Below are 19,980 nucleotides of genomic sequence, written 5' to 3' on the forward strand. Positions count from 1 at the left end.
CGGGCCTTGTTTTCCGCGAGCCCGCCATGCCTCCCGCTTCCAGCGCCCTGATCACCAACGACATCGTCCTGCTCGGCCTGATCGCCGCCACCCTCGGCGCGATCTTCTGGGCCTCCAGCGGTCCCACGCCTTGGCTCAAGCGCATCTTCGCGGTCGTGCCGGCGCTGCTGCTGTGCTACTTCATCCCGGCGATCTACAACACCACCGGCCTGATCGACGGCCACGCCACCAAGCTCTACAACCCGGTGGCGCGCGATGTGCTGCTGCCGGCGGCGCTGGTGCTGCTGACGCTGTCCATCGACCTGCCGGCCATCATCAAGCTTGGGCCGAAACTTCTGCTCGTGTTCTGCGCCGGCACCCTGGGCGTGATGCTGGGCGCACCGGTGGCCTTCCTGGCCATGGGCGTGATCCATCCGGAAACCGTGGCCGGCGACACCTGGGCCGGCATGGCCGCGCTGGCCGGCAGCTGGATCGGCGGCGGCGCCAACATGGTGGCCATGCGCGAGGTCTGGAACGTAGACGCGACCACCTTCGGCCAGTTCGCGGTGGTGGACGTGGCGGTGTCCAGCCTGTGGATGGCGGTGCTGCTGTTCCTGTCCGGGCGCGCCGAGGCGATGGACGCGCGCCGCAACCTGGACACCCGCGCGCTGGATGAAATGAAGCAGCGTGTCGCCGCCTACCAGGCCGCGAACGCGCGAATTCCCTCGCTGACCGACCTGATGGTGATCGTCGCGGTCGCCTTCGGTGGCGTCGGCCTGGCGCATGCGATCGCGGCGCCGCTGGCGGCGTGGTTCGGTGGCAATTTCGACTGGGCCAGCCGCTTCAGCCTGGACTCACCTTTCGTCTGGGTGGTGGTGATCTCGACCTCGATCGGCCTGGGCCTGAGCTTTACCCGCGCGCGCCGGCTCGAAAGCGCCGGCGCTTCCAGGCTTGGTTCGGTGATGCTGTATTTCCTGATCGCCTGCATCGGCATGCAGATGGACCTGCTGGCTCTGCTGGACCGGCCGTGGCTGTTCCTGCTGGGCGTGATCTGGATGGCCACCCACATCCTGGTGCTGTGGACGGTGGCCCGCCTGGTGAAGGCGCCGCTGTTCTATTTCGCCATCGGCTCGCAGGGCAACATCGGCGCTGCCGCGTCCGCGCCGGTGGTGGCCGCGGCCTTCCATCCCTCGCTGGCGCCGGTGGGCGTGCTGCTGGGCACCGTGGGCTACGCCACCGGCACCTACCTGGCCTACGTGGTCGGGCTGATGCTCAAGGCCCTGGCCGGCGCGTGAAGATGACGGTGATTTGACTCCCCATCCGCCAGCGGGTACACCTTCCGGGCCTCGCGAAACCGCTTCTGCCGGCCCGCGGGCCTTAAAAACCATTATTCCAATCACTTAGAAACCAGGGGAGAGACCGCATGAGCGGTGCCGCCACCACGCCCAACCAGGCGCCCATTCCGGAATTCCAGCAGATGATGGGCCATCCGCGCCCCCTGTGGATGCTGTTCATGACGGAGTTCTGGGAGCGCTTCGCGTTCTACGGCATGCGCTGGGCGCTTGCCCTGTACATCGTCGCGCAGTTCTACGAAGGCGATTCGGCGGGCGAAGCGCCCGCCAGCCGCCTTTACGGTGCCTACCTCGCCCTGGTCTACGCCGCGGCGCTGTTTGGCGGATACGTGGCCGACAAGATCATCGGTTACCAGCGCTCGATCCTGCTGGGCGCCGTGGTGATGGCGATCGGCCTGTTCATGATCGTCGTACCGAACGAATTGGTGTTCAAGCTCGGCCTGGCGACGATCATCGCGGGCAACGGCCTGTTCAAGCCGAACATCTCGACCATGGTCGGCCAGCTCTACACGTCGGGCGACACGCGTCGCGATGCCGGCTTCACGCTGTTCTACATGGGCATCAATGCCGGTGCGTTCATCGCCCCGATCCTCACCGGCTGGCTTGCCGAGCGCATGTTCGGCGGCTCGCCGGAGATGCCGGCGTACAAGGTCGTGTTCATCGCGTCCGGCATCGGCATGGTGATCAGCCTGATCTGGTTCTGGATCGGCCGCGGGCAGCTCAAGGGCGTCGGCCGGCCGCCGGAAGGTGACGGCGGCAACCGCAACATGCTGTACGTATTCGCCGGCGTGCTGGTCGCCATCCCGGTGATCTACTTCCTGCTTTCGATCGACGCCGGCAACCTGCAGTGGCTGCTGACCGCGCTCTTCATCGGCCTGTGCGTGCTGATCCTGAAGGAAGGCTTCAGGGACGGCGCCGTGCGGCGCGACATGGCCATCGCGATGTTGATCATCTTCGCGTTCAACGTGCTGTTCTGGATGTTCTTCGAGCAGGCGGGCAGTTCGTTCAACTTCCTGGCGCAGAACATCGTCAACCGCGACCTCGGCGGCTGGATCTTCCCGGTCGGCTGGTTCCAGTCCGTGAACTCGCTGGCGATCATCACGCTGGCACCGCTGATCGCCTGGATGTGGATCAAGATGGGCAGCCGCAATCCGTCGATCCCGCGCAAGTTCGGCCTCGGCATCATCTTCAACGGGCTGGCGTTCCTGCTGCTGATGTTCGCGCTGTCGAGCCTGGTCGACCCGGAGACGCTGAAGATCCCGTTCTGGACGCTGTTCATGGTCTACGTGATCCAGTCGATCGGCGAGCTGTTCCTGTCGCCCATCGGCCTGTCGATGGTGACCAAGCTGGCGCCGGTGCGCCTGGTCGGTTTCGGCATGGGCGGCTGGTTCCTTTCGACGGCCATCGGCAACAACCTGTCGGGTATCTTCGCCAGTCACGTCAGCGGCGAAACCGGCATGACCGTCGACTCGGCGCTGTCGGGTTACACGTTCGGCTTCTGGGTGCTGCTGGGCAGCGGCGTGCTGCTGTTCCTGATCGCTCCGCTGATCCAGAAGCTGATGCACGGCGTGAAGTAAGCGCCGGGCTTCCACGTACCGCCACGCGGCCCGGGATTCCCGGGCCGCGTTGTTTCAAGAGCAGGATTTCCCGGGCTGCCATCGGCGGCGCCGGAAGCCACGAGACCGCAGGATCGAGCTGATGAACACCGTCGCCACGCTGCCACGCCCCACCCCCGCCTGGCGCTGGGCCGCCTGGTCTTCGCCAGCCTGGCGATGTTCGGCAACTACTACGCCTACGATGCGCTGAACCCGGTGGTGGACCTGCTGCGCGAGCAGCAGGGCCTGGACTACGGCCAGATCGGCCGGCTCTCGACCGCCTACAACATCGCCGCGCTGCTGGTGCTGCTGGCCGGCGGTTATGTGATCGACCGCTTCGGGGCGCGCCGGGCGATCGTCGTGTTCGCGGCGGTCTGCGTGGTCGCGTCGGTGGTCACGGCGGCCGCCCAGGACTATTCGTCACTGCTCGCCGGTCGTTTCCTGCTGGGTCTCGGCGCCGAGCCGCTGATCGTCGCGGTCACCGCGGTGCTGGCGAAGTGGTTCAAGGGCAAGGAGCTGAGCTTCGCCTTCGGCCTGAACCTGTCGATCTCGCGCCTGGGCTCGGCCTCGACCGACTGGTCCACGTCGTTCGCCAGCCCGCTGTATTCGAACTGGCACGACCCGCTGTGGCTGGCGACCGGCGTGATGAGCGCGGGCCTGGGCGCCGCGGTGCTGTATTTCCTGATGGAAAAACGCGCCGAGGGCCGATTCGACCTGGGCGAGGCCGCCGCGACCGACAAACTGGAGCTCAAGAGCCTGTACCGCTTCAGCCCCTCGTACTGGTACATCGTCGCGCTGTGCGTGGTGTTCTATTCGACGGTGTTCCCGTTCCGTTCGTTTGCGATCGACTATTTCCAGCAGGCGCATGGCCTGTCGCGCGAAGCCGCCGGCATCCTCAGCAGCCTGCTGCCGTTCGCGGCCATCATCGCCACGCCGCTGTTCGGGCTGTGGGTGGACCGGGTCGGGCGGCGTTCGCTGTTCATGGCGGCCGGTTCGCTGGTGATGCTGCCGCTGTTCCTGGCGGTGACCTACCTGCCACCGGGGCCGGCGATCCCGTTGCTGGGCGTCGAACTGCCGCTGACCCTGCTGGTCTCGATCCTGCTGTTCGGCGGCGTGTTCTCGCTGATCCCGGCGGTGATGTGGCCCTCGGTGGCCTACATCGTGCACGAGCAGCGGCTGGGGTCGGCCTATGCGCTGATGACCTTCTGCCAGCAGATCGGCTGGGCCGTGGTGCCGCTGGTGATCGGCGCGCTCAACGACCATTACCTGGCCGGGCCGGAGAACACGGCCGGCTACACGCCCGGCATGTGGGTCTATACCGTGCTGTCTTCGCTGGGCCTGTTTTTCGCGTGGAAGCTTTGGCGGGCCGAGACCGGGCCCGGTGCGCACGGACTCGAATCGATCACCGCCCGCGGCAGCGGCTGATCAGCCGGGGCGTGTCGCCAGCTCGAGCGTCTCGAGCCGCCCCAGCAGCCGGTCCAGCGCCGCACGTTCGTCCTCGGCCAGGCCTTCCAGCAACCGCCGCTGGTAGGCGAGGGCGAGCGGGGCGACCTCGTCGTAGATCGCGCGGCCGCCCGGGCTCAGGCGCAGGCAGGACCGGCGCCGGTCGTGGCCGTGGGTGTCGCGTTCGATCCGCCCGGCGGCCTGCAGCGAGGCGATGGCCCGGCTGACCGCGACCTTGTCCATGGCCGTGCGCTCGGCCACTTCCCGGGCCGAGACCTCCGAATGCCGGCCCAGCACCGCCAGCACCCGCCACTCGGTGATGCCCAGGCCGAAGCGGTCGGCGTACAGCCGGGCGATGTCCTGGCTGATGCGGTTCGACAGCACCGACAGGCGGTACGGGAGGAAATGTTCCAGGTCCAGGATGTCCCGGTCGGGCATGTGGCGCCGCGCCTTGCAAATGGTTTCAGATGAAACTATAACGGCGGCACTCCCCGGCGCAAGCCGTTTCCCCAGACCAGGAGGCCGCCATGAGCGCCCAGCCCCAGACCCACGCCCCCAACCTGGGCATGAAGCCCACCACCTTCGCCAACCCGATGGGCATCGACGGCTTCGAGTTCGTCGAATTCGCGGCCCCGGCCGGGCAGGGCGGACTGCTGCATGGCCTGTTCCGGAAGATGGGCTTCTCGCCCGTACTCAAGCACAAGACCCGGAACATCACCGTGTACCGCCAGGGCGGCGTGAACTTCCTGGTCAACGAGGACCCGGACAGCTTCGGTGCCGATTTCGCGGCCCAGCACGGGCCCTGCGCCTGCGGTTTCGCCATCCGTTTCACCGAGCCGGTGGCCAAGGTGTTCGAGACGGTGAAGGGCAATGGCGGCGAAGCCATCGACCACAAGCCGCAGACCGGCGTCATCCAGGTGCCGACGGTGAAGGGCATCGGCGATTGCATGCTGTACCTGGTGCCTTCGGGTGAGGACGCGTACGCGGCCGACTACGCGCCGATCCCGGGTGCCGAGACGAATCCCGTGGGTTTCGGCCTGACCTTCATCGACCACCTCACGCACAACCTCTTCTTCGGCAACATGCAGAAGTGGAGCGACTACTACGAGCGCCTGTTCAACTTCCGCGAGATCCGCTACTTCGACATCAAGGGCGCCAAGACCGGCCTGGTGTCCAAGGCCATGACCGCGCCGGACGGCATCGTGCGCATTCCGCTGAACGAGTCGAGCGACCCGAAGAGCCAGATCAACGAATACCTCGACGCCTACAAGGGCGAGGGCATCCAGCACATCGCCTGCTTCACCGACGACATCTACGGCACGGTGGAGGCGATGCGCGCCCAGGGCGTCGAGTTCCTGGACACCCCCGACACCTATTTCGACGTGATCGACCAGCGCGTGCCAAACCATGGCGAGGACGTGCCGCGCCTGCGCGCCAACAAGATCCTGATCGACGCCGACCTCGAGACCAAGCAGCGCAAGCTGCTGCAGATCTTCACCCAGAACGCCATCGGCCCGATCTTCTTCGAGATCATCCAGCGCAAGGGCAATGAAGGTTTCGGCGAAGGCAATTTCCAGGCGCTGTTCGAATCGATCGAACGCGACCAGATGAAGCGCGGCGTGCTTTGAGGACAACCCGGCCATGGCGCTGAACTACCAGAGCGGTTTCGGCAACGAGTTCGCGACCGAGGCCCTGCCCGGTGCGCTGCCGGTGGGGCGGAATTCGCCGCAGCGGGCGCCCTACGGGCTGTACGCCGAGCAGATCAGCGGCACGGCCTTCACCGCGCCACGCAGCGTGAATCGCCGCAGCTGGCTGTACCGGATCCGCCCGGCCGCGCTGCACGGCAGGTTCAGCGCCCTCGCGCATCCGCGTTTCCACAACGGATTCGGCGACGGCCCGGTGACGCCGGAACAGCTGCGCTGGAGCCCGCTGCCGATGCCCGCGGCGCCGACCGACTGGCTCGACGGCCTGTTCACCATGGCCGGCAACGGCGGTGCCGAGGCCGGTACCGGTGCGGGCATCCACCTTTACGCCGCCAACAAGGACATGGACGGGCGGTTCTTCTACGACGCCGACGGCGAGCTGCTGATCGTGCCGCAGCAGGGCCGCCTGCGCATCGCAACCGAGCTGGGCGTGCTGGAGGTCGAGCCGCAGGAGATCGCGCTGATCCCGCGTGGCCTCCGCTTCAGCGTGTCGCTGCCGGACGGTGAGGCGCGCGGTTACGTCTGCGAGAACTTCGGCGCGATGCTGAAACTGCCGGACCTGGGCCCGATCGGCAGCAACGGCCTGGCCAATCCGCGGGATTTCCTGGCGCCGGTCGCGGCCTACGAAGACCGCGAAGGCAAATTCGAACTGGTCGCCAAGTTCCAGGGCCACCTGTGGCGCGCCGACCTCGGCCATTCGCCGCTCGACGTGGTCGCCTGGCACGGCAACTACGCCCCGTGCAAATACGACCTGCGCCGCTTCAACACCATCGGCTCGATCAGCCATGACCACCCGGATCCGTCCATCTTCCTGGTGCTGCACTCGCCCAGCGACAGCGAAGGCGTCAGTAACCTGGACTTCGTGATCTTCCCGCCGCGTTGGCTGGTGGCCCAGGACACGTTCCGGCCGCCGTGGTTCCACCGCAACATCGCCAGCGAGTTCATGGGCCTGGTGCACGGTGCCTACGACGCCAAGGCGGAAGGGTTCGTGCCCGGCGGCGCCTCGCTGCACAACTCGATGAGCGGCCACGGCCCGGATGCGGCGACCTACGAGAAGGCCACGAAGGCGGACCTGGCCAAGCCCGACGTGATCACCGACACCATGGCCTTCATGTTCGAAACCCGCCACGTGCTGCGCCCGACCGCGCAGGCGCTGGACGCCGCGCACCGGCAGGCCGACTATCAGCAGTGCTGGCAGGGACTGGCCCGCCATTTCACGCCGGAGACGCGCTGATGAAGCTCAAGCCCCTGCTGGTCGCGGCCACGCTTTCCCTGCTCCTGGCCGGCTGCGGCGAACGTTCGCCCGGACCGGCGGCAGACACCGCCGACGCGCAGCCCGTGGCCGTCGAAGCGGCCCCGGAAGCGCCGCCGGCCATCGCGCCCGAGGTGCCGCAGTACGATGCCGAGGTGATCAACTTCGAAGGCTTCGGCCCGGCGAAGTTCGGCGTGGACGAGGAACAGGTCCGCATGGCCTGGGGCCACCCGCTGCAGGCGGGCACGCCCGCCGAGGGCGCCAGCTGCTACTACCTGACCATGGACCCGACGCCGACCGGTGGGCGTGGCATCGCTTTCCTGTTCGAGGGCGGTGGCTTCCGCCGTTACGACGTGGACGTGCCCACGCATGTCGCGCCCGGCGGCCTGGTCACCGGCATGGCGGCGGAGGCGGTCGAGGCGGCCTTCCCCGGCCGGGTCGAATCGCAGCCGCACAAATACGTCGAAGGCGCCCGTTACCTGGTGGTCGCGCCGGAAGCCGGCGGCGATGCCCGCCTGGTGTTCGAGACCGACGCCGCCGGCACCATCGTGTCCTGGCGCATCGGCATGCCGCCGCAGATCCATTACGTAGAAGGCTGCGGCTGATCCGCCGCGGCGCAACAGGAGCAAGGGAATGAAATTGGGTTCACTCAAGGAAGGCGGCCGCGACGGCACGCTGGTGGTGGTGTCCAAAGACTTGAGCCGTGCGGTGCGTGCCACCGGTATCGCGCCAACCATGCAGCAGGCTTTGGAACATTGGTCGAACACCGCGCCGCGGCTCAACGGCGTCTACGAGGCGCTGCAGGGCGGCACCGCCGAGACCATCAACGGCGAGCCGGTGTTCGCGGTGGATTTCGCGCAGTTCGCGGCGCCGCTGCCGCGGGCCTACGAATTCGTGGACGGCAGCGCCTACCTGCCGCATGTCGCGCGCGTGCGCAAGGCGCGTGGCGCCGAGGTGCCGGAAAGTTTCTACACCGACCCGCTGATGTACCAGGCGGTCAGCGCCGGCTTCTATGGCCCGCGCGACCCGGTGCTGGTGGCCGACGAGGCCTACGGCATCGACCTCGAGGCCGAGGTGGTGGTGGTCACCGACGACGTGCCGCAGGGCGCCACGCCGGCGCAGGCTGCTGAGCACATCCAGCTGGTCGGCCTGGTCAACGACGTCTCGCTGCGCCACCTGATCCCGAACGAGCTGGCCAAGGGTTTCGGTTTCCTGCAGTCCAAGCCGCGTTCGGCGCTGAGCCCGGTGTTCGTCACCCCTGACGAGCTGGGCGAGGCCTGGCAGGGCAACAAGCTGCACCTGCCGCTGCTGACCCACATCAACGGCAAGTGGTTCGGCGCGCCCGAGGCCGGCGTGGACATGCAGTTCGACTTCAGCCAGCTGGTGGCGCACGCGGCGAAGACCCGGCCACTGTCGGCGGGCACGATCGTCGGTTCGGGCACCGTGGCCAACGAGGACACCTCGCTGGGTGCATCCTGTTTCGCCGAACAGCGTACGGTCGAGACCCTGCGCGACGGCAAGCCCAGCACGCCCTTCATGAGCTTCGGCGACACCGTACGCATCGAGATGATCGGGCGCGATGGCGCCAGCGTGTTCGGCGCCATCGAGCAGCGCATCGCCAGGGCCTGAGCCCGTCGCCCGGCGACGGGCGGGCAGGGCGGCCCGGAACCCGGCCGGCGGGGCTATCCACCAAGGTGCCGCGCCGGCGTATGCTGGCGCCACAAGACCCGGCCACCGAGCCGGGCCCAGCGATCGGAAAGGGAGCGGGCCGCATGACCTCGGGATCGATCCGGCTGTATTCGTACTGGCGCTCCAGCGCCGCCTACCGCGTACGCATCGCGCTCAACCTCAAGGGCATGCCCTACGAGACCATGCCGGTGCACCTGCTCAAGGACGGCGGCGAACAGCACAGCGCACAGTTCAGCGACCTCAACCCGCAGGAACTGGTGCCGGTGCTGCTGCACGGCAGCCGCATCCTGCGCCAGTCCATGGCGATCATCGAATACCTGGACGAAACCTGGCCGACGCCGCCGCTGATGCCGGCCACGGCCCGCGACCGCCAGCGCGTGCGCGCCATCGCCCAGATGATCGCCTGCGACGTGCACCCCTGAACAACCTGCGCGTGCTGCAGTTCTTCGACAAGACCTGGAACGTGCCGCAGGCCGAGCGCGACACCTGGGTGCGGCACTGGGTCCAGGTCGGCCTGGAGGCGGTGGAGGACACCTTGTGCGACCACCCGTCCACCGGCGATTTCTGCGACGGCGAACAGCCGACCATGGCCGACTGCTGCCTGGTGCCGCAGGTGTTCAACGCCGAGCGGTTCGGGGTGGACATGGCGCCGTTCCGCACCATCCGCCGGGTGGTGCAGAACTGCATGGCGCTGGAAGCGTTCCAGGCCGCCCGGCCGGAAAACCAGCCGGACGCGCCCGCGGGCAGCGGCGGGAACTGAGCCCTCAGTAACCCTGCGAGGCGTTCTCGCTGCCGGGGCCGCCGCCGCCGTACATGTCGGCGTAGGGGTCGTGCTCGCCGGTCGCGCCTTCCGAGAGGCGGATCTTCAGGGCCAGGCCGTCGCGCGAGTCGGCCTTGCGCAGCGCCTCCTCCAGCTCGACCTTGCCTTCCTTGTACAGCCGGAACAGCGACTGGTCGAAGGTCTGCATGCCTTCCTGCAGCGACTTGTCCATCGCTTCCTTGATCTCGTGCACCTCGCCGCGGCGGATCAGGTCGCGGATCATCGGCGTGTTGATCAGGATCTCGGCCGCGGGCAGGCGCTTGCCGTCCTTGCCGATGACCAGGCGCTGGCTGATGACCGCCTTGAGGTTCAGCGACAGGTTCATCAGCACGTTCTTGTGGGCCGTTTCCGGGAAGAAGTTCAGGATGCGGTCCAAGGTCTGGTCGGCGTTGTTCGAGTGCAGCGTGGCCAGGCACAGGTGGCCGGTTTCGGCGAAGGCGATCGCCGATTCCATGGTCACGGCGTCCAGGATCTCGCCGATCAGGATCACGTCCGGCGCCTCGCGCATGGCGTTCTTGAGCGCGTTGTGGAAGGCGTGGGTGTCCAGGCCGACCTCGCGCTGGTTCACGATCGACTTCTTGTGCTTGTGCAGGAACTCGATCGGGTCCTCGATGGTGAGGATGTGGCCGGTGTTGTTGGTGTTGCGGTGGTCGATCATGGCCGCGAGCGTGGTGGACTTGCCCGAGCCGGTGGAACCGACCACCAGCACCAGGCCGCGCTGCTCCATCACGATGTCCTTGAGCACGTTCGGCAGCCGCAGCTGGTCGATGCTCGGGATCTCGGACTTGATGGCGCGGATGACCATGCCCACTTCGCCACGCTGCTTGAACACGTTGACGCGGAAGCGCCCGGTGTCCTTCACGGCGATGGCCATGTTGTATTCCAGGTCGCGCTCGAAGGCGGGGACCTGGCCCTCGTCCATCAGCGAGTACGCGATCTTCTTGACCATGCCGGCCGGCAGGCCGGTGTTGCCGAGGGGGTAGAGCTTGCCTTCGACCTTGATGTAGACGGGCGCGCCGGTGGTCAGGAACATGTCCGACGCGTTCTTTTCCGTCATCAGCTTCAGGAAGTAGCCGATGTCCATGTCAGTATCCTTGGGTCCCCTGATTCGATCACGGTGAGCGGCGTGGGCGGGCTACAATCGCCGCGTCCCATCGCCGACCTGCGAGTTCGCCTTATGACACTATCCTCGCTAAAAATCCATCTCGCGCTGGCACTTCTGCTGTCCACGTCAAGCTCCTGGGCCGCGCCGGCGCCCGAGGCCGAGCTGGCCGCCGCCGAGCGGGCCGTGGCCGCCGCGGAGCGCGCCGAGCCGCGTGGCCAGGCCGCGCAAGTACTGGACAACGCCCGCGGGCAACTGGAGGCCGCGCGGGCCGCGATGGCCAAGCGCAAGCACCGGGACGCCCTGCTGTTGGCGGAGTCCGCCACCGCCAGCGCCGACCTGGCCCGGGCCCAAGCCCGCCTTGACGCCGCCCGTGTCGAGGTGGACAGCAAGGCGGCCCGCAACGCCGACCTTCGCCGTCGTCTGCTGGTCAACCGGGGGTCCTGAGCATGCGTGTGTTGACCGTAACGCTGCTTTTCCTCGCGCTGGTGCTGTGCGCCGCACCGGCCGCCGCGGACCCGACCGAGCACGAGATCGCCATCGCCGGCCTGCTGGACGACCTGCAGGCGCTCGACAGCGACCCGTCGCTGGCCGACCTGGCCGGGCTGGAGCGACTGAAGGCCCGCCAGGCCGTCACCGCGGCCCAGAACGCCAAGCGCAAGGACCGCGAACACCGGGTCACCCTGGCCGAACGCTGGATCGCCGCGGCCCGCCTGGCCGCCGAAGCCGAGCTGCTGGAAGGCCAGTCGGCCCAGCTTGATCGCGAACGTGACCAGATCATGGTCGAAGCCAGCCGCCGCGACGCCGAACGGGCCCGCCGCGAAGCCGATCGCCTGCGTCTGCAGAGCCTGGCCCGCGAGGAAGCGGCGGAGCGCGAAGCGCTGAGCCAGACCGCCGCCTGGAAGCCGCCAGCGCCGAAACCGCCCAGGCCCGCAAGCTGGCCCAGGCGCGCGCCCGCGAAGCCGAGCTCGCCCGCAAGGAAGCCGAACTCGCCGCCGCCGTCGCCGCCGACGACATCAGCGATGCCGCGCCGCCGCCGTCGCGTCGCGAAGGGGGCCGCACGATCTATACCCTGGACGGCAACGCTTTCGGCAGTGGCAGCGCCAACCTCACCGCCCAGGCGCAGGCCAGCCTGCGGTCCCTGGCCGGCCAGCTTCGTGGCGGTGGCGGAGCCATCTCGATCGAAGGCCACACCGACAGCCAGGGCGCCGATGCCGCCAACCAGGCCCTGTCGCAGCGGCGCGCCGAGGCCGTGCGCCGTGTGCTGGAGGATGCCGGGCTGCCCAGCGCGCGCCTCAGCGCAAGCGGGCGGGGCGAATCGGCTCCGGTTGCCGACAACGCCACGGCCGAGGGCCGCGCACGCAACAGGCGGGTCGAAATCATCGTGAATTGATATCCAAATCAATCGGATAGGGTGCTTATCGAATTTTTCACATCACCCAAGTGCTTGAATCCCAAGGCCTTCGCCCAGGCCGTCGAAGCCCCCGTTCAGCGTGGGCTTTTCTTTGTATTTCAAAAGCTTGCGAAAGGGCTTGCGGCCAAAAAACCGGGGAGTAGGTTCAAAGCCCCGGGACTTTTCCACCCGGGGATCACCGAGCCAGGCCGATGAAAGCAGACCTCGCCCCCGCCGACTGCGCCGCCTCCCGATCGGGTGCGGGCGCGTCGAATGGGGACGCCGCCCGCGTAAGCGACCTGACCTTTGTCTCAATCCGCCACGCCCTGGACTTCGCCGTCCGGGGCGTTCGCGTTTCAGGAGGAGGTCAATCCGATGTTTGAAGGGCAACCGCAGAACGAACTCGACGCGCTGATGAAGAGCGACCCGGAATTCAGGCAGCTCTACCACCGGCACCGCGAACTGGACAAACAGGTGCTGGACGCCGAGTTGGGGGTCCTGCCGCTGGACGACACCACGCTGGCGCGCATGAAAAGGAAAAGCTGAACGCCAAGGACCGGTTGACCCGGATGTTCGACCGAAGAAAACACTGAGTTTCCGCTGCGGCGGCGGCGGCCCACCTCGTCGGGTCGCCGCCGCCTGCACTTGAGCGTGAAGGGGCCCGCGGATGGCCCCTCGGGGCGCGGGCCCCCGTACTGGGCTGCTAGAATCACGCCCCCGCACAAGCGCCCATCCAGCCCCCTCATGACGGTCCAGCAGAACGTCCTCCAGCTCATCGGCGAGACCCCGATCGTCAAGGCCCAGCACCTGGATACCGGGCTCTGCGAGCTCTACCTCAAACTCGAATGCATGAATCCCGGCGGGTCCATCAAGGACCGCATCGGCCTGCGCATGATCGAGGCCGCCGAAGCCCGCGGCGACATCGGCCCGGGGGCGACCCTGGTGGAAGGCACCGCCGGCAACACCGGCATCGGCCTGGCCCTGGTGGCACAGCAGAAGGGCTACAAGCTGCTGCTCGTCGTCCCGGACAAGATGAGCCGGGAAAAGATCTTCAACCTGCGCGCCATGGGCGCCGAGGTCGTGCTGACCCGGTCGGACGTGGCCAAGGGCCATCCGGACTACTACCAGGACATGGCCGCGCGCATCGCCCGCGACACGCCGGGCGCGTATTTCATCAACCAGTTCGGCAACCCGGACAACCCGGCCGCGCACGAACACGGCACCGGCCCGGAGATCCTGCGCCAGATGGACGGCGACTTCGACGCCATCGTCTTCGGCTGCGGCAGCTCGGGCACGATGACCGGCCTGTCGCGGTATTTCGCCAAGGCGGCGCCGAAAGTCGAGCTGATCCTGGCCGATCCGGTCGGTTCAATCCTCACCCAGTACATCAACGAAGGCACGCTGAGCACCAAGTCCGGCAGCTGGCTGGTCGAGGGCATCGGCGAAGATTTCCTGCCCGACATTTCCGACTTCACCCGCGTGAAGAAGGCCTACGCGATCACCGACAAGGAAAGTTTCCTGGCCGGTCGCGAGCTGCTGATGAAGGAAGGCGTGCTGGGCGGCTCCTCGACCGGCACCCTGCTGGCCGCGGCGCTGAAGTACTGCAAGGAACAGACCACGCCAAAGAAGGTGGTGGTCTTCGTCTGCGACACCGGCAACAAGTACCTGTCGAAGATGTACAACGACTACTGGATGCTGGACCAGGGCTTCCTGGAGCGCCCGCAGTACGGCGACCTGCGTGACCTGATCCTGCGGCCGTACGCACAGCGCGACACCGTCGTGGTCGGCCCCAACGACACCCTGCACGTCGCCTACCAGCGCATGAAGATGTACGACGTCTCGCAGCTGCCGGTGATGGACGGCGATGCCATCGTCGGCATCGTCGACGAGTCGGACGTGCTGATGCACGTCTTCGGCCAGGACGAGAAGTTCCAGGACCCCGTCGCCACGGCGATGGTGAGCAAGCTCGACAAGCTCGAGGTCACCGAGCCGATGGCGGCGCTGTTGCCGGTTTTCGACCGCGGCCACGTTGCCATCGTGATGGACGGCCAGAGGTTCCTGGGCCTGATCACCCGCATCGACCTGCTCAACTACCTGCGCCGCCGCGCGCAGTGACCCCGCACCACAAGGAACTCCGATGAGCGATGCCAAGCAACACGGCCTCGGCACCCGCGCCATACATGCCGGCCAGTCGCCCGACCCGAGCACGGGCGCGGTGATGACGCCGATCTACGCCACCTCGACCTACGTGCAGTCCAGCCCGGGCGTGCACCAGGGTTACGAATATTCGCGCAGCCACAACCCGACCCGCTTCGCCTACGAGCGCTGCGTCGCGGCGCTGGAAGGCGGCGGCAATGGCTACGCCTTCGCCAGCGGCCTGGCGGCGACGTCCACGGTGCTGGACGTGCTCGACAGCGGCAGCCACGTGGTCTGCATGGACGACGTCTATGGCGGCACCTACCGCCTGTTCGAGCGCGTGCGCCGCCGCAGCGCCGGCCTGGACTTCAGCTTCGTCGACCTCAACGACATGGCGGCGCTGGAAGCCGCGGTCACGCCGAAGACGAAGCTGATCTGGTGCGAGACCCCGACCAACCCGATGCTCAAGATCGTCGACATCGCGCGCCTGGCCGAGTTCGCCCGCAAGCGCGGCATCTGGCTGGCCGTGGACAACACCTTCAGCTCACCTATCCTGCAGCGCCCGCTCGAACTGGGCGCGCACCTTATGATGCACTCGGCCACCAAGTACCTCAACGGCCACAGCGACATGGTCGGCGGCATGATCGTGGTCGGCGACGACGCCGGGCTGGCCGAGCAGATGACCTTCCTGCAGAACGCGGTCGGCGGCGTGCAGGGCCCATTCGACAGCTTCCTGGCGCTGCGTGGCCTCAAGACCCTGCACCTGCGCATGAAGGCGCACTGCGAAAACGCCGGCGAGCTGGCGGCGTGGCTGGAAAAACACCCAGCCATCGACAAGGTGATCTACCCGGGCCTGGCCTCGCACCCGCAGCACGCGTTGGCCAAGCAGCAGATGAACGGCTTCGGCGGCATGATCTCGATCTACGTCAAGGGCGGTGCCGATGCGTCGCGCCGGTTCATGGAGCGCTGCCGGCTGTTCGCACTGGCCGAGTCGCTGGGCGGCGTCGAGAGCCTGGTCAACCACCCCGCGATCATGACCCATGCCTCGGTGCCGCCGGAGCGCCGCGCCGCGCTGGGCATCGCCGACAACCTGGTTCGGTTGAGCGTTGGCGTGGAGGATGTGGCGGATCTGCGGGCGGAGCTGGAAGAGGGTTTGGCACGATGAGCATGATGCAGGGACGCTACGTCTCCGAGGATGGCCAGGGGTGTTCCACCATCTTTGGCAGAGCCTGCGTCGGCCGGAGTACTGGGCGTACTCCAGCTGGCTCGAGATCACCACGAAGTATCGGCGCACCAGCCTGGGCCTGCTCTGGTTGTGCCTTCCGGTCGCGTTGTTCGTCCTGGTGCTCGGCAACGTCTATTCGCACCTGATGGGCTACCCGTTGGAAAAGTACATGCCTTACCTTGCCATCGGTTACGTCATCTGGCGGTTCATGATCCAGGTCGTCACCGATGTCGCCGGCGCGTTCCCCACGCACAAGGCCAACATCATGGAGGGCCGGATCCGGCTCACCGATTTCATCCTGGTGTCGTTCTCCAAGGCCGGTTTCCACCTGATGTTCGGCGGCGCGGTGGTGGTCGGCGTGCTGTTGTGGTCGCCGGCGGCGCACGTCGGCCTGCTCTGGACCTTGTTGCTGACTTTCCCGCTGCTGCTCGCGAACCTGGGCTGGATCGCGGTCTGCATCGCCCTCGTCGGCGCCCGGTTCCGCGATACCCAGGAACTGATCGGCGCCATCCTGATGCTCGGTTTCCTGTTGACGCCGATTCTCTGGCAGGTGGACCGCTTTCCGCCGGATACGCTGCGCGGCAGCCTGGTGAGGTTCAACCCGGCCTTCCATCTCATCGAAGTGGTGCGTGCACCGATTCTCGGTGGAACGCCGGAGGCGGCCTCGTTCTGGATCGTGGGGTTGATGGCCGTCGCCGGCTGGGCGCTGACGCTGCTTGTATACCGGCGCTATGCGCGCTTCGTTCCCCTTTGGGTCTAAGGAAAGTCGATGAGCGCATTCATCACCGCAAAGGGCGTGGGCCTCGATGTCCCGAACTTCGTCCAGACGGAACGGTCGGCCAAGTCGTTCCTTAGCACGCTGCTGGCCGCGGCGACATCGCGGCCCCGGCGCGAGTTCAGGACCATCCTCGACGACGTGAGCCTGGAGGCGAAGGAAGGCGACCGTATCGCGCTGATGGGGCGTAATGGAGCCGGCAAGACCACCTTGCTGCGCGTGTTGTCGGGTGCCTTCCGGCCGACCCGCGGCGCGGTGGAGGTGCATGGCTCGCGCCAGGCGCTGCTCAACCTCGGGTTGGGTTTCCACCAGGAAGCCACCGTGCGCGAGAACGTGTTCCTCAGAGCGGCGGCGATGGGTCTCGCCGGCCGGGAAACCGCACGGCTGTTGCCGTCCATCATGGATTTCTCCGGACTGGGCGACTGCGCGAACCATCGGCTGGCGGTGCTGTCGTCGGGCCAGCGCATGCGCCTGGGTTTCGCCATCTCCACCAGCGTCCAGCACGACATCATGCTCATGGACGAATGGTTCGGCGCTGGCGACGCCGAGTTCGTCGACAAGGCGCGTGAACGCATGACGGACCGTGTGCAGGGCAGCAAGATCGTCGTGCTCGCCAGCCACAACTTCCAGATGCTGCGCGAGGTCTGCAACCTGGGCATGGTGATGGACTACGGCCGGGTGGTGTATTTCGGTCCGGTGCGCGACGCGATCGACGCCTACAAGGGCATCTACCAGGCCAGCGACGAATACAAGGCGCGCCACGCCCGCGTGGGCCGGGCTCGCGCGGGTGCCGTCCAGGCCGTCGGAGATGGTGGCGATGCCTAGCCCGACGCCGCAGCGCATCCTGCTGGTCGCGTACGAGTTCCCGCCTAGCCCGTCACCCCAGTCCATTCGTTGGGCTTACCTGGCCAGCGAGCTGGTGGCGCTGGGCCACGATGTCCACGTGCTGGCGCCGGAACACAGCGCGCACGGCGCCGGTTTGCCGGCGCTGCCGCCCGGCCTGACGGTGCACAGGACCTTCGCCGGTCCCTTGATGGGGCTGCTGGCATGGCGCGCCCGCCGGGGTCGGCCGGCCGGGGCCTCGGCGGTTCCACCGTCGCAACCCCCCGGCGTCGCTGATGACGGGGATTCGCTGAACTGGAAGGGGCGGGTCTGGCACACCGGTCTGAACTGGAAAGGCCGGATGTTCGCCCGGTTGCAGAAACTGCTGCAGTGGCTGCTGTTTCCGGACCAGCGGGCGGAATGGAAGCCCTGGGCGCGGCGCCGGTTCCGCACCCTGGTGGCCGAACTGCGGCCGGACGTGGTGATCAGCTCCCACGAACCCGCCACCACGATCGAGATCGGGCTGGACGCCGTCGGGCAGGGCGTGCGGTGGATCGTGGACATGGGCGACCCGGTGCTGGCGCCGTACACGCCGCGACGCTGGCGACGCCGGGCAGGTGCGCTGGAGCAGGCGGCCTGCCGTCGCGCGAGCCACGTACTGGTCACCACGGCCCAGGCGCGTGATCTGTTGATGGAGCGGCACGGCCTCGCCGCCGATCGTTGCACGGTGCTGACTCAGGGCCATGCGCCGGACCCCGCACTGCCTGCCGACGGACCGCTGGATCCTGTCTTCGATCCCGGGCTGCTTGAGCTGCTGTATACCGGCAGCTTCTACGGCTTCCGCCGCCACGATGCGCTGATCGAAGCCGTGCTGGCCACGCCGGGCGTGCGGCTCAACATCGCTTCGGTCAATGTGCCGGACGATATCCGCCAGGCGGCGCGGACGTCGGGTGGCGCGATCCGCCTGCTTGGTTTCATGCCGCACCTGCATGCGCTCAAGGCCCAGCGCCGCGCCGACGTGCTGGTGAACATCGCCAACGACAATCCTTGCCAGGTGCCCGGGAAACTTTATGAGTACCTCGGCGCCGGCCGGCCGATCCTGCACCTGGGCGACAGCCCGGATGATGCCGCGGGCCATCTGCTGGCCGACACCGGCGGCGGCGTGGTCTGTCCGAACGAGCCCGCCGAAATATCGCGAAGGCTGGAGCATTGGCGTCACTCCAAGCTCGACCGGGGCAGGTCGCTTTCGAGGCGCGGGCCGGCAGCGTGGATGCCTACGCCTGGCCCGCTATCGCCGCCCGGCTCGATGCGATAATCCGCCCCCAGCCGGCTTCCCCGGCACGGCACAGCCACTTTCCGACGAACAACGTCCCAAGGAACGCAGAAAATGAACAATGACACTGGCCGCCAGAGCACCGCTGCAGGCGTGAGCGATGAAATCGCCAGCCTGGCAGTGGTCGGCCTCGGCTACATCGGCCTGCCCACGGCGGCGATGTTCGCCGCCAGCGGGCTTCGGGTCCATGGCGTGGACATCAGCCAGCGTGCGGTGGACAGCGTGAACCAGGGTCGTGCGCACATCGAGGAGGGTGACCTGGACGCGCTGGTCGAGCGCTGCGTCAGGGACGGCCTGCTCAGCGCGACGTTGACGCCGCTGCCTGCCGACGCGTTCATCATCGCCGTGCCGACGCCGGTCGGCCATGACGATGCGCACCAGCCCGACGTGGCCTACGTCGAGGCCGCCGGTCGCTCGATCGCGCCGGTCCTGAAGAAAGGCGACCTGGTCATCCTCGAATCCACCTCGCCGGTGGGAACGACCGGGATGCTGGCGCGTGTCATGGCCTCGTTGCGCCCGGACCTGGTGTTCCCCGGTGGCGAACGCGAGCCGGACATCCACGTGGCCTACTGCCCCGAACGCATCATCCCCGGGCAGATGCTGCGCGAGCTGGTCGAGAACGACCGCATCATCGGCGGCATGACGCCGGGTTGCGCGCGCCGCGCGACCGGGCTCTACAAACGCTTCGTGAAGGGCGAGTGCCACCTGACCAACGATCGCACGGCGGAAATGGTCAAGCTCACCGAGAATGCCTACCGCGACGTCAACATCGCCTTCGCCAACGAGCTGTCGATGATCTGCGACGGCCTTGGCATCAGTGCATGGGATGTGATCGCCTTCGCCAACCGGCATCCGCGCGTGTCCATCCTCAACCCCGGGCCTGGCGTCGGCGGGCATTGCATCGCGGTGGACCCCTGGTTCATCGTCGCCAGCGCGCCCGACCGCGCCCATCTCATCCGCCAGGCGCGCCTGGTCAACGACGCCAAGCCGCACCACGTCATCGACCAGGTCGAGGCCTTGCTCTTGAGTCGCCCCGGGACGCGCGTCGCCTGCCTGGGACTGACCTACAAGCCGGACGTGGACGACTTCCGCGAGAGCCCGGCGCTGCAGATCGCCCGTGAACTCAATGCGCGCCATCCCGGCCAGGTGCTGTGCGCGGACCCGTACGAGGCGGCGCTGCCGCACGCGGGCCTGGGCGACACGGGGCTTGTGCTGGTGGGTGCGCAGGAGGCGGTGGACCGGTCCGATGTCGTGTTGTTGCTGGTCGGGCACAAGGCATTCGCGTCCCTCGGCCTCGACGCCGGGAAGCATGTGATCGACACGGTCGGGCTGTGGCGTCGATGACCAGCGGCCGCGCACGA

17 protein-coding genes and 2 pseudogenes are annotated in these 19,980 nt (G+C 67.5%); 17 read left to right on the top strand and 2 right to left on the bottom strand.

Annotated elements, in window-relative coordinates:
• Positions 1-26: 26 nt before the first annotated feature.
• The 3 genes from FRZ33_RS05570 to FRZ33_RS05580 all read left to right on the top strand — a co-directional run bounded on the left by FRZ33_RS05570 (position 27) and on the right by FRZ33_RS05580 (position 4,351).
• The gene (locus FRZ33_RS05570) at positions 27-1,274 is read left to right on the top strand and encodes a DUF819 family protein (protein ID WP_146908230.1); all 1,248 of its coding nucleotides are present in this window, start codon (positions 27-29) and stop codon (positions 1,272-1,274) included.
• A gap of 128 nt (positions 1,275-1,402) precedes the next feature.
• Complete coding sequence (locus tag FRZ33_RS05575) at positions 1,403-2,908, top strand: peptide MFS transporter (protein ID WP_146908233.1); 1,506 nt, start codon at positions 1,403-1,405, stop codon at positions 2,906-2,908.
• Positions 2,909-3,103: 195 nt separating this feature from the next.
• On the top strand, positions 3,104-4,351 hold the full coding sequence (locus FRZ33_RS05580; protein ID WP_227978152.1) for an MFS transporter: 1,248 nt from the start codon (positions 3,104-3,106) through the stop codon (positions 4,349-4,351).
• On the opposite strand, the gene FRZ33_RS05585 is transcribed toward FRZ33_RS05580, so the two are convergent.
• Complete coding sequence (locus FRZ33_RS05585) at positions 4,352-4,807, bottom strand: MarR family winged helix-turn-helix transcriptional regulator (RefSeq protein WP_146908236.1); 456 nt, start codon at positions 4,805-4,807, stop codon at positions 4,352-4,354.
• An 89-nt stretch (positions 4,808-4,896) separates the two neighbouring features.
• On the opposite strand from FRZ33_RS05585, the gene hppD reads away from it, so the two are divergent.
• The 5 genes and pseudogenes from hppD (at position 4,897) to maiA (ending at position 9,773) form a co-directional block, all read left to right on the top strand.
• Positions 4,897-5,997: a 4-hydroxyphenylpyruvate dioxygenase gene (gene hppD, locus FRZ33_RS05590; RefSeq protein WP_146908239.1), complete on the top strand. Its 1,101-nt coding sequence runs from the start codon at positions 4,897-4,899 to the stop codon at positions 5,995-5,997.
• A gap of 13 nt (positions 5,998-6,010) precedes the next feature.
• A complete protein-coding gene (hmgA, locus tag FRZ33_RS05595) occupies positions 6,011-7,306 on the top strand; it encodes a homogentisate 1,2-dioxygenase (protein ID WP_146908242.1) in 1,296 nt (431 codons plus the stop codon).
• Positions 7,306-7,929: a hypothetical protein gene (locus tag FRZ33_RS05600; protein WP_146908245.1), complete on the top strand. Its 624-nt coding sequence runs from the start codon at positions 7,306-7,308 to the stop codon at positions 7,927-7,929. The genes hmgA and FRZ33_RS05600 overlap by 1 nt, the downstream gene beginning before the upstream one ends.
• 28 nt (positions 7,930-7,957) lie before the next feature.
• Complete coding sequence (locus FRZ33_RS05605; RefSeq protein WP_146908248.1) at positions 7,958-8,953, top strand: fumarylacetoacetate hydrolase family protein; 996 nt, start codon at positions 7,958-7,960, stop codon at positions 8,951-8,953.
• A gap of 143 nt (positions 8,954-9,096) precedes the next feature.
• Positions 9,097-9,773: pseudogene (maiA, locus tag FRZ33_RS05610) on the top strand (maleylacetoacetate isomerase).
• Positions 9,774-9,777: 4 nt separating this feature from the next.
• Here maiA and FRZ33_RS05615 read toward each other — a convergent pair.
• On the bottom strand, positions 9,778-10,917 hold the full coding sequence (locus tag FRZ33_RS05615; RefSeq protein ID WP_146908251.1) for a PilT/PilU family type 4a pilus ATPase: 1,140 nt from the start codon (positions 10,915-10,917) through the stop codon (positions 9,778-9,780).
• Between the two features lie 93 nt (positions 10,918-11,010).
• Between FRZ33_RS05615 and FRZ33_RS05620 the strand changes: the two genes are divergently transcribed.
• The 9 genes and pseudogenes from FRZ33_RS05620 (at position 11,011) to wecC (ending at position 19,963) form a co-directional block, all read left to right on the top strand.
• The gene (locus tag FRZ33_RS05620) at positions 11,011-11,382 is read left to right on the top strand and encodes a DUF4398 domain-containing protein (RefSeq protein ID WP_146908254.1); all 372 of its coding nucleotides are present in this window, start codon (positions 11,011-11,013) and stop codon (positions 11,380-11,382) included.
• A 694-nt stretch (positions 11,383-12,076) separates the two neighbouring features.
• Complete coding sequence (locus tag FRZ33_RS17610) at positions 12,077-12,328, top strand: OmpA family protein (RefSeq protein WP_265468757.1); 252 nt, start codon at positions 12,077-12,079, stop codon at positions 12,326-12,328.
• A gap of 375 nt (positions 12,329-12,703) precedes the next feature.
• Positions 12,704-12,921, top strand: a pseudogene (locus tag FRZ33_RS05630) (HP1242/YdcH family protein).
• Positions 12,922-13,072: 151 nt separating this feature from the next.
• Positions 13,073-14,443, top strand: a complete 1,371-nt coding sequence (locus FRZ33_RS05635; protein WP_146908256.1) for a pyridoxal-phosphate dependent enzyme — start codon at positions 13,073-13,075, stop codon at positions 14,441-14,443.
• Positions 14,444-14,465: 22 nt separating this feature from the next.
• Positions 14,466-15,629 carry a cystathionine gamma-synthase gene (locus FRZ33_RS05640; protein ID WP_146908259.1) on the top strand — a complete coding sequence of 388 codons (1,164 nt, stop codon included), beginning with the start codon at positions 14,466-14,468 and terminating at the stop codon, positions 15,627-15,629.
• 40 nt (positions 15,630-15,669) lie between these two features.
• Complete coding sequence (locus FRZ33_RS05645; RefSeq protein WP_158637099.1) at positions 15,670-16,449, top strand: ABC transporter permease; 780 nt, start codon at positions 15,670-15,672, stop codon at positions 16,447-16,449.
• A gap of 9 nt (positions 16,450-16,458) precedes the next feature.
• The gene (locus FRZ33_RS05650; RefSeq protein ID WP_146908264.1) at positions 16,459-17,289 is read left to right on the top strand and encodes an ABC transporter ATP-binding protein; all 831 of its coding nucleotides are present in this window, start codon (positions 16,459-16,461) and stop codon (positions 17,287-17,289) included.
• The gene (locus FRZ33_RS05655) at positions 17,282-18,601 is read left to right on the top strand and encodes a glycosyltransferase (RefSeq protein ID WP_158637100.1); all 1,320 of its coding nucleotides are present in this window, start codon (positions 17,282-17,284) and stop codon (positions 18,599-18,601) included. The genes FRZ33_RS05650 and FRZ33_RS05655 overlap by 8 nt, the downstream gene beginning before the upstream one ends.
• A gap of 72 nt (positions 18,602-18,673) precedes the next feature.
• Positions 18,674-19,963 (top strand): UDP-N-acetyl-D-mannosamine dehydrogenase, encoded by a 1,290-nt coding sequence (gene wecC, locus FRZ33_RS05660; protein ID WP_146908269.1) that lies wholly within the window; start codon positions 18,674-18,676, stop codon positions 19,961-19,963.
• Positions 19,964-19,980: the final 17 nt, after the last annotated feature.

This window comes from Arenimonas daejeonensis (genome assembly GCF_007993735.1).
Lineage (GTDB): Bacteria > Pseudomonadota > Gammaproteobacteria > Xanthomonadales > Xanthomonadaceae > Arenimonas > Arenimonas daejeonensis.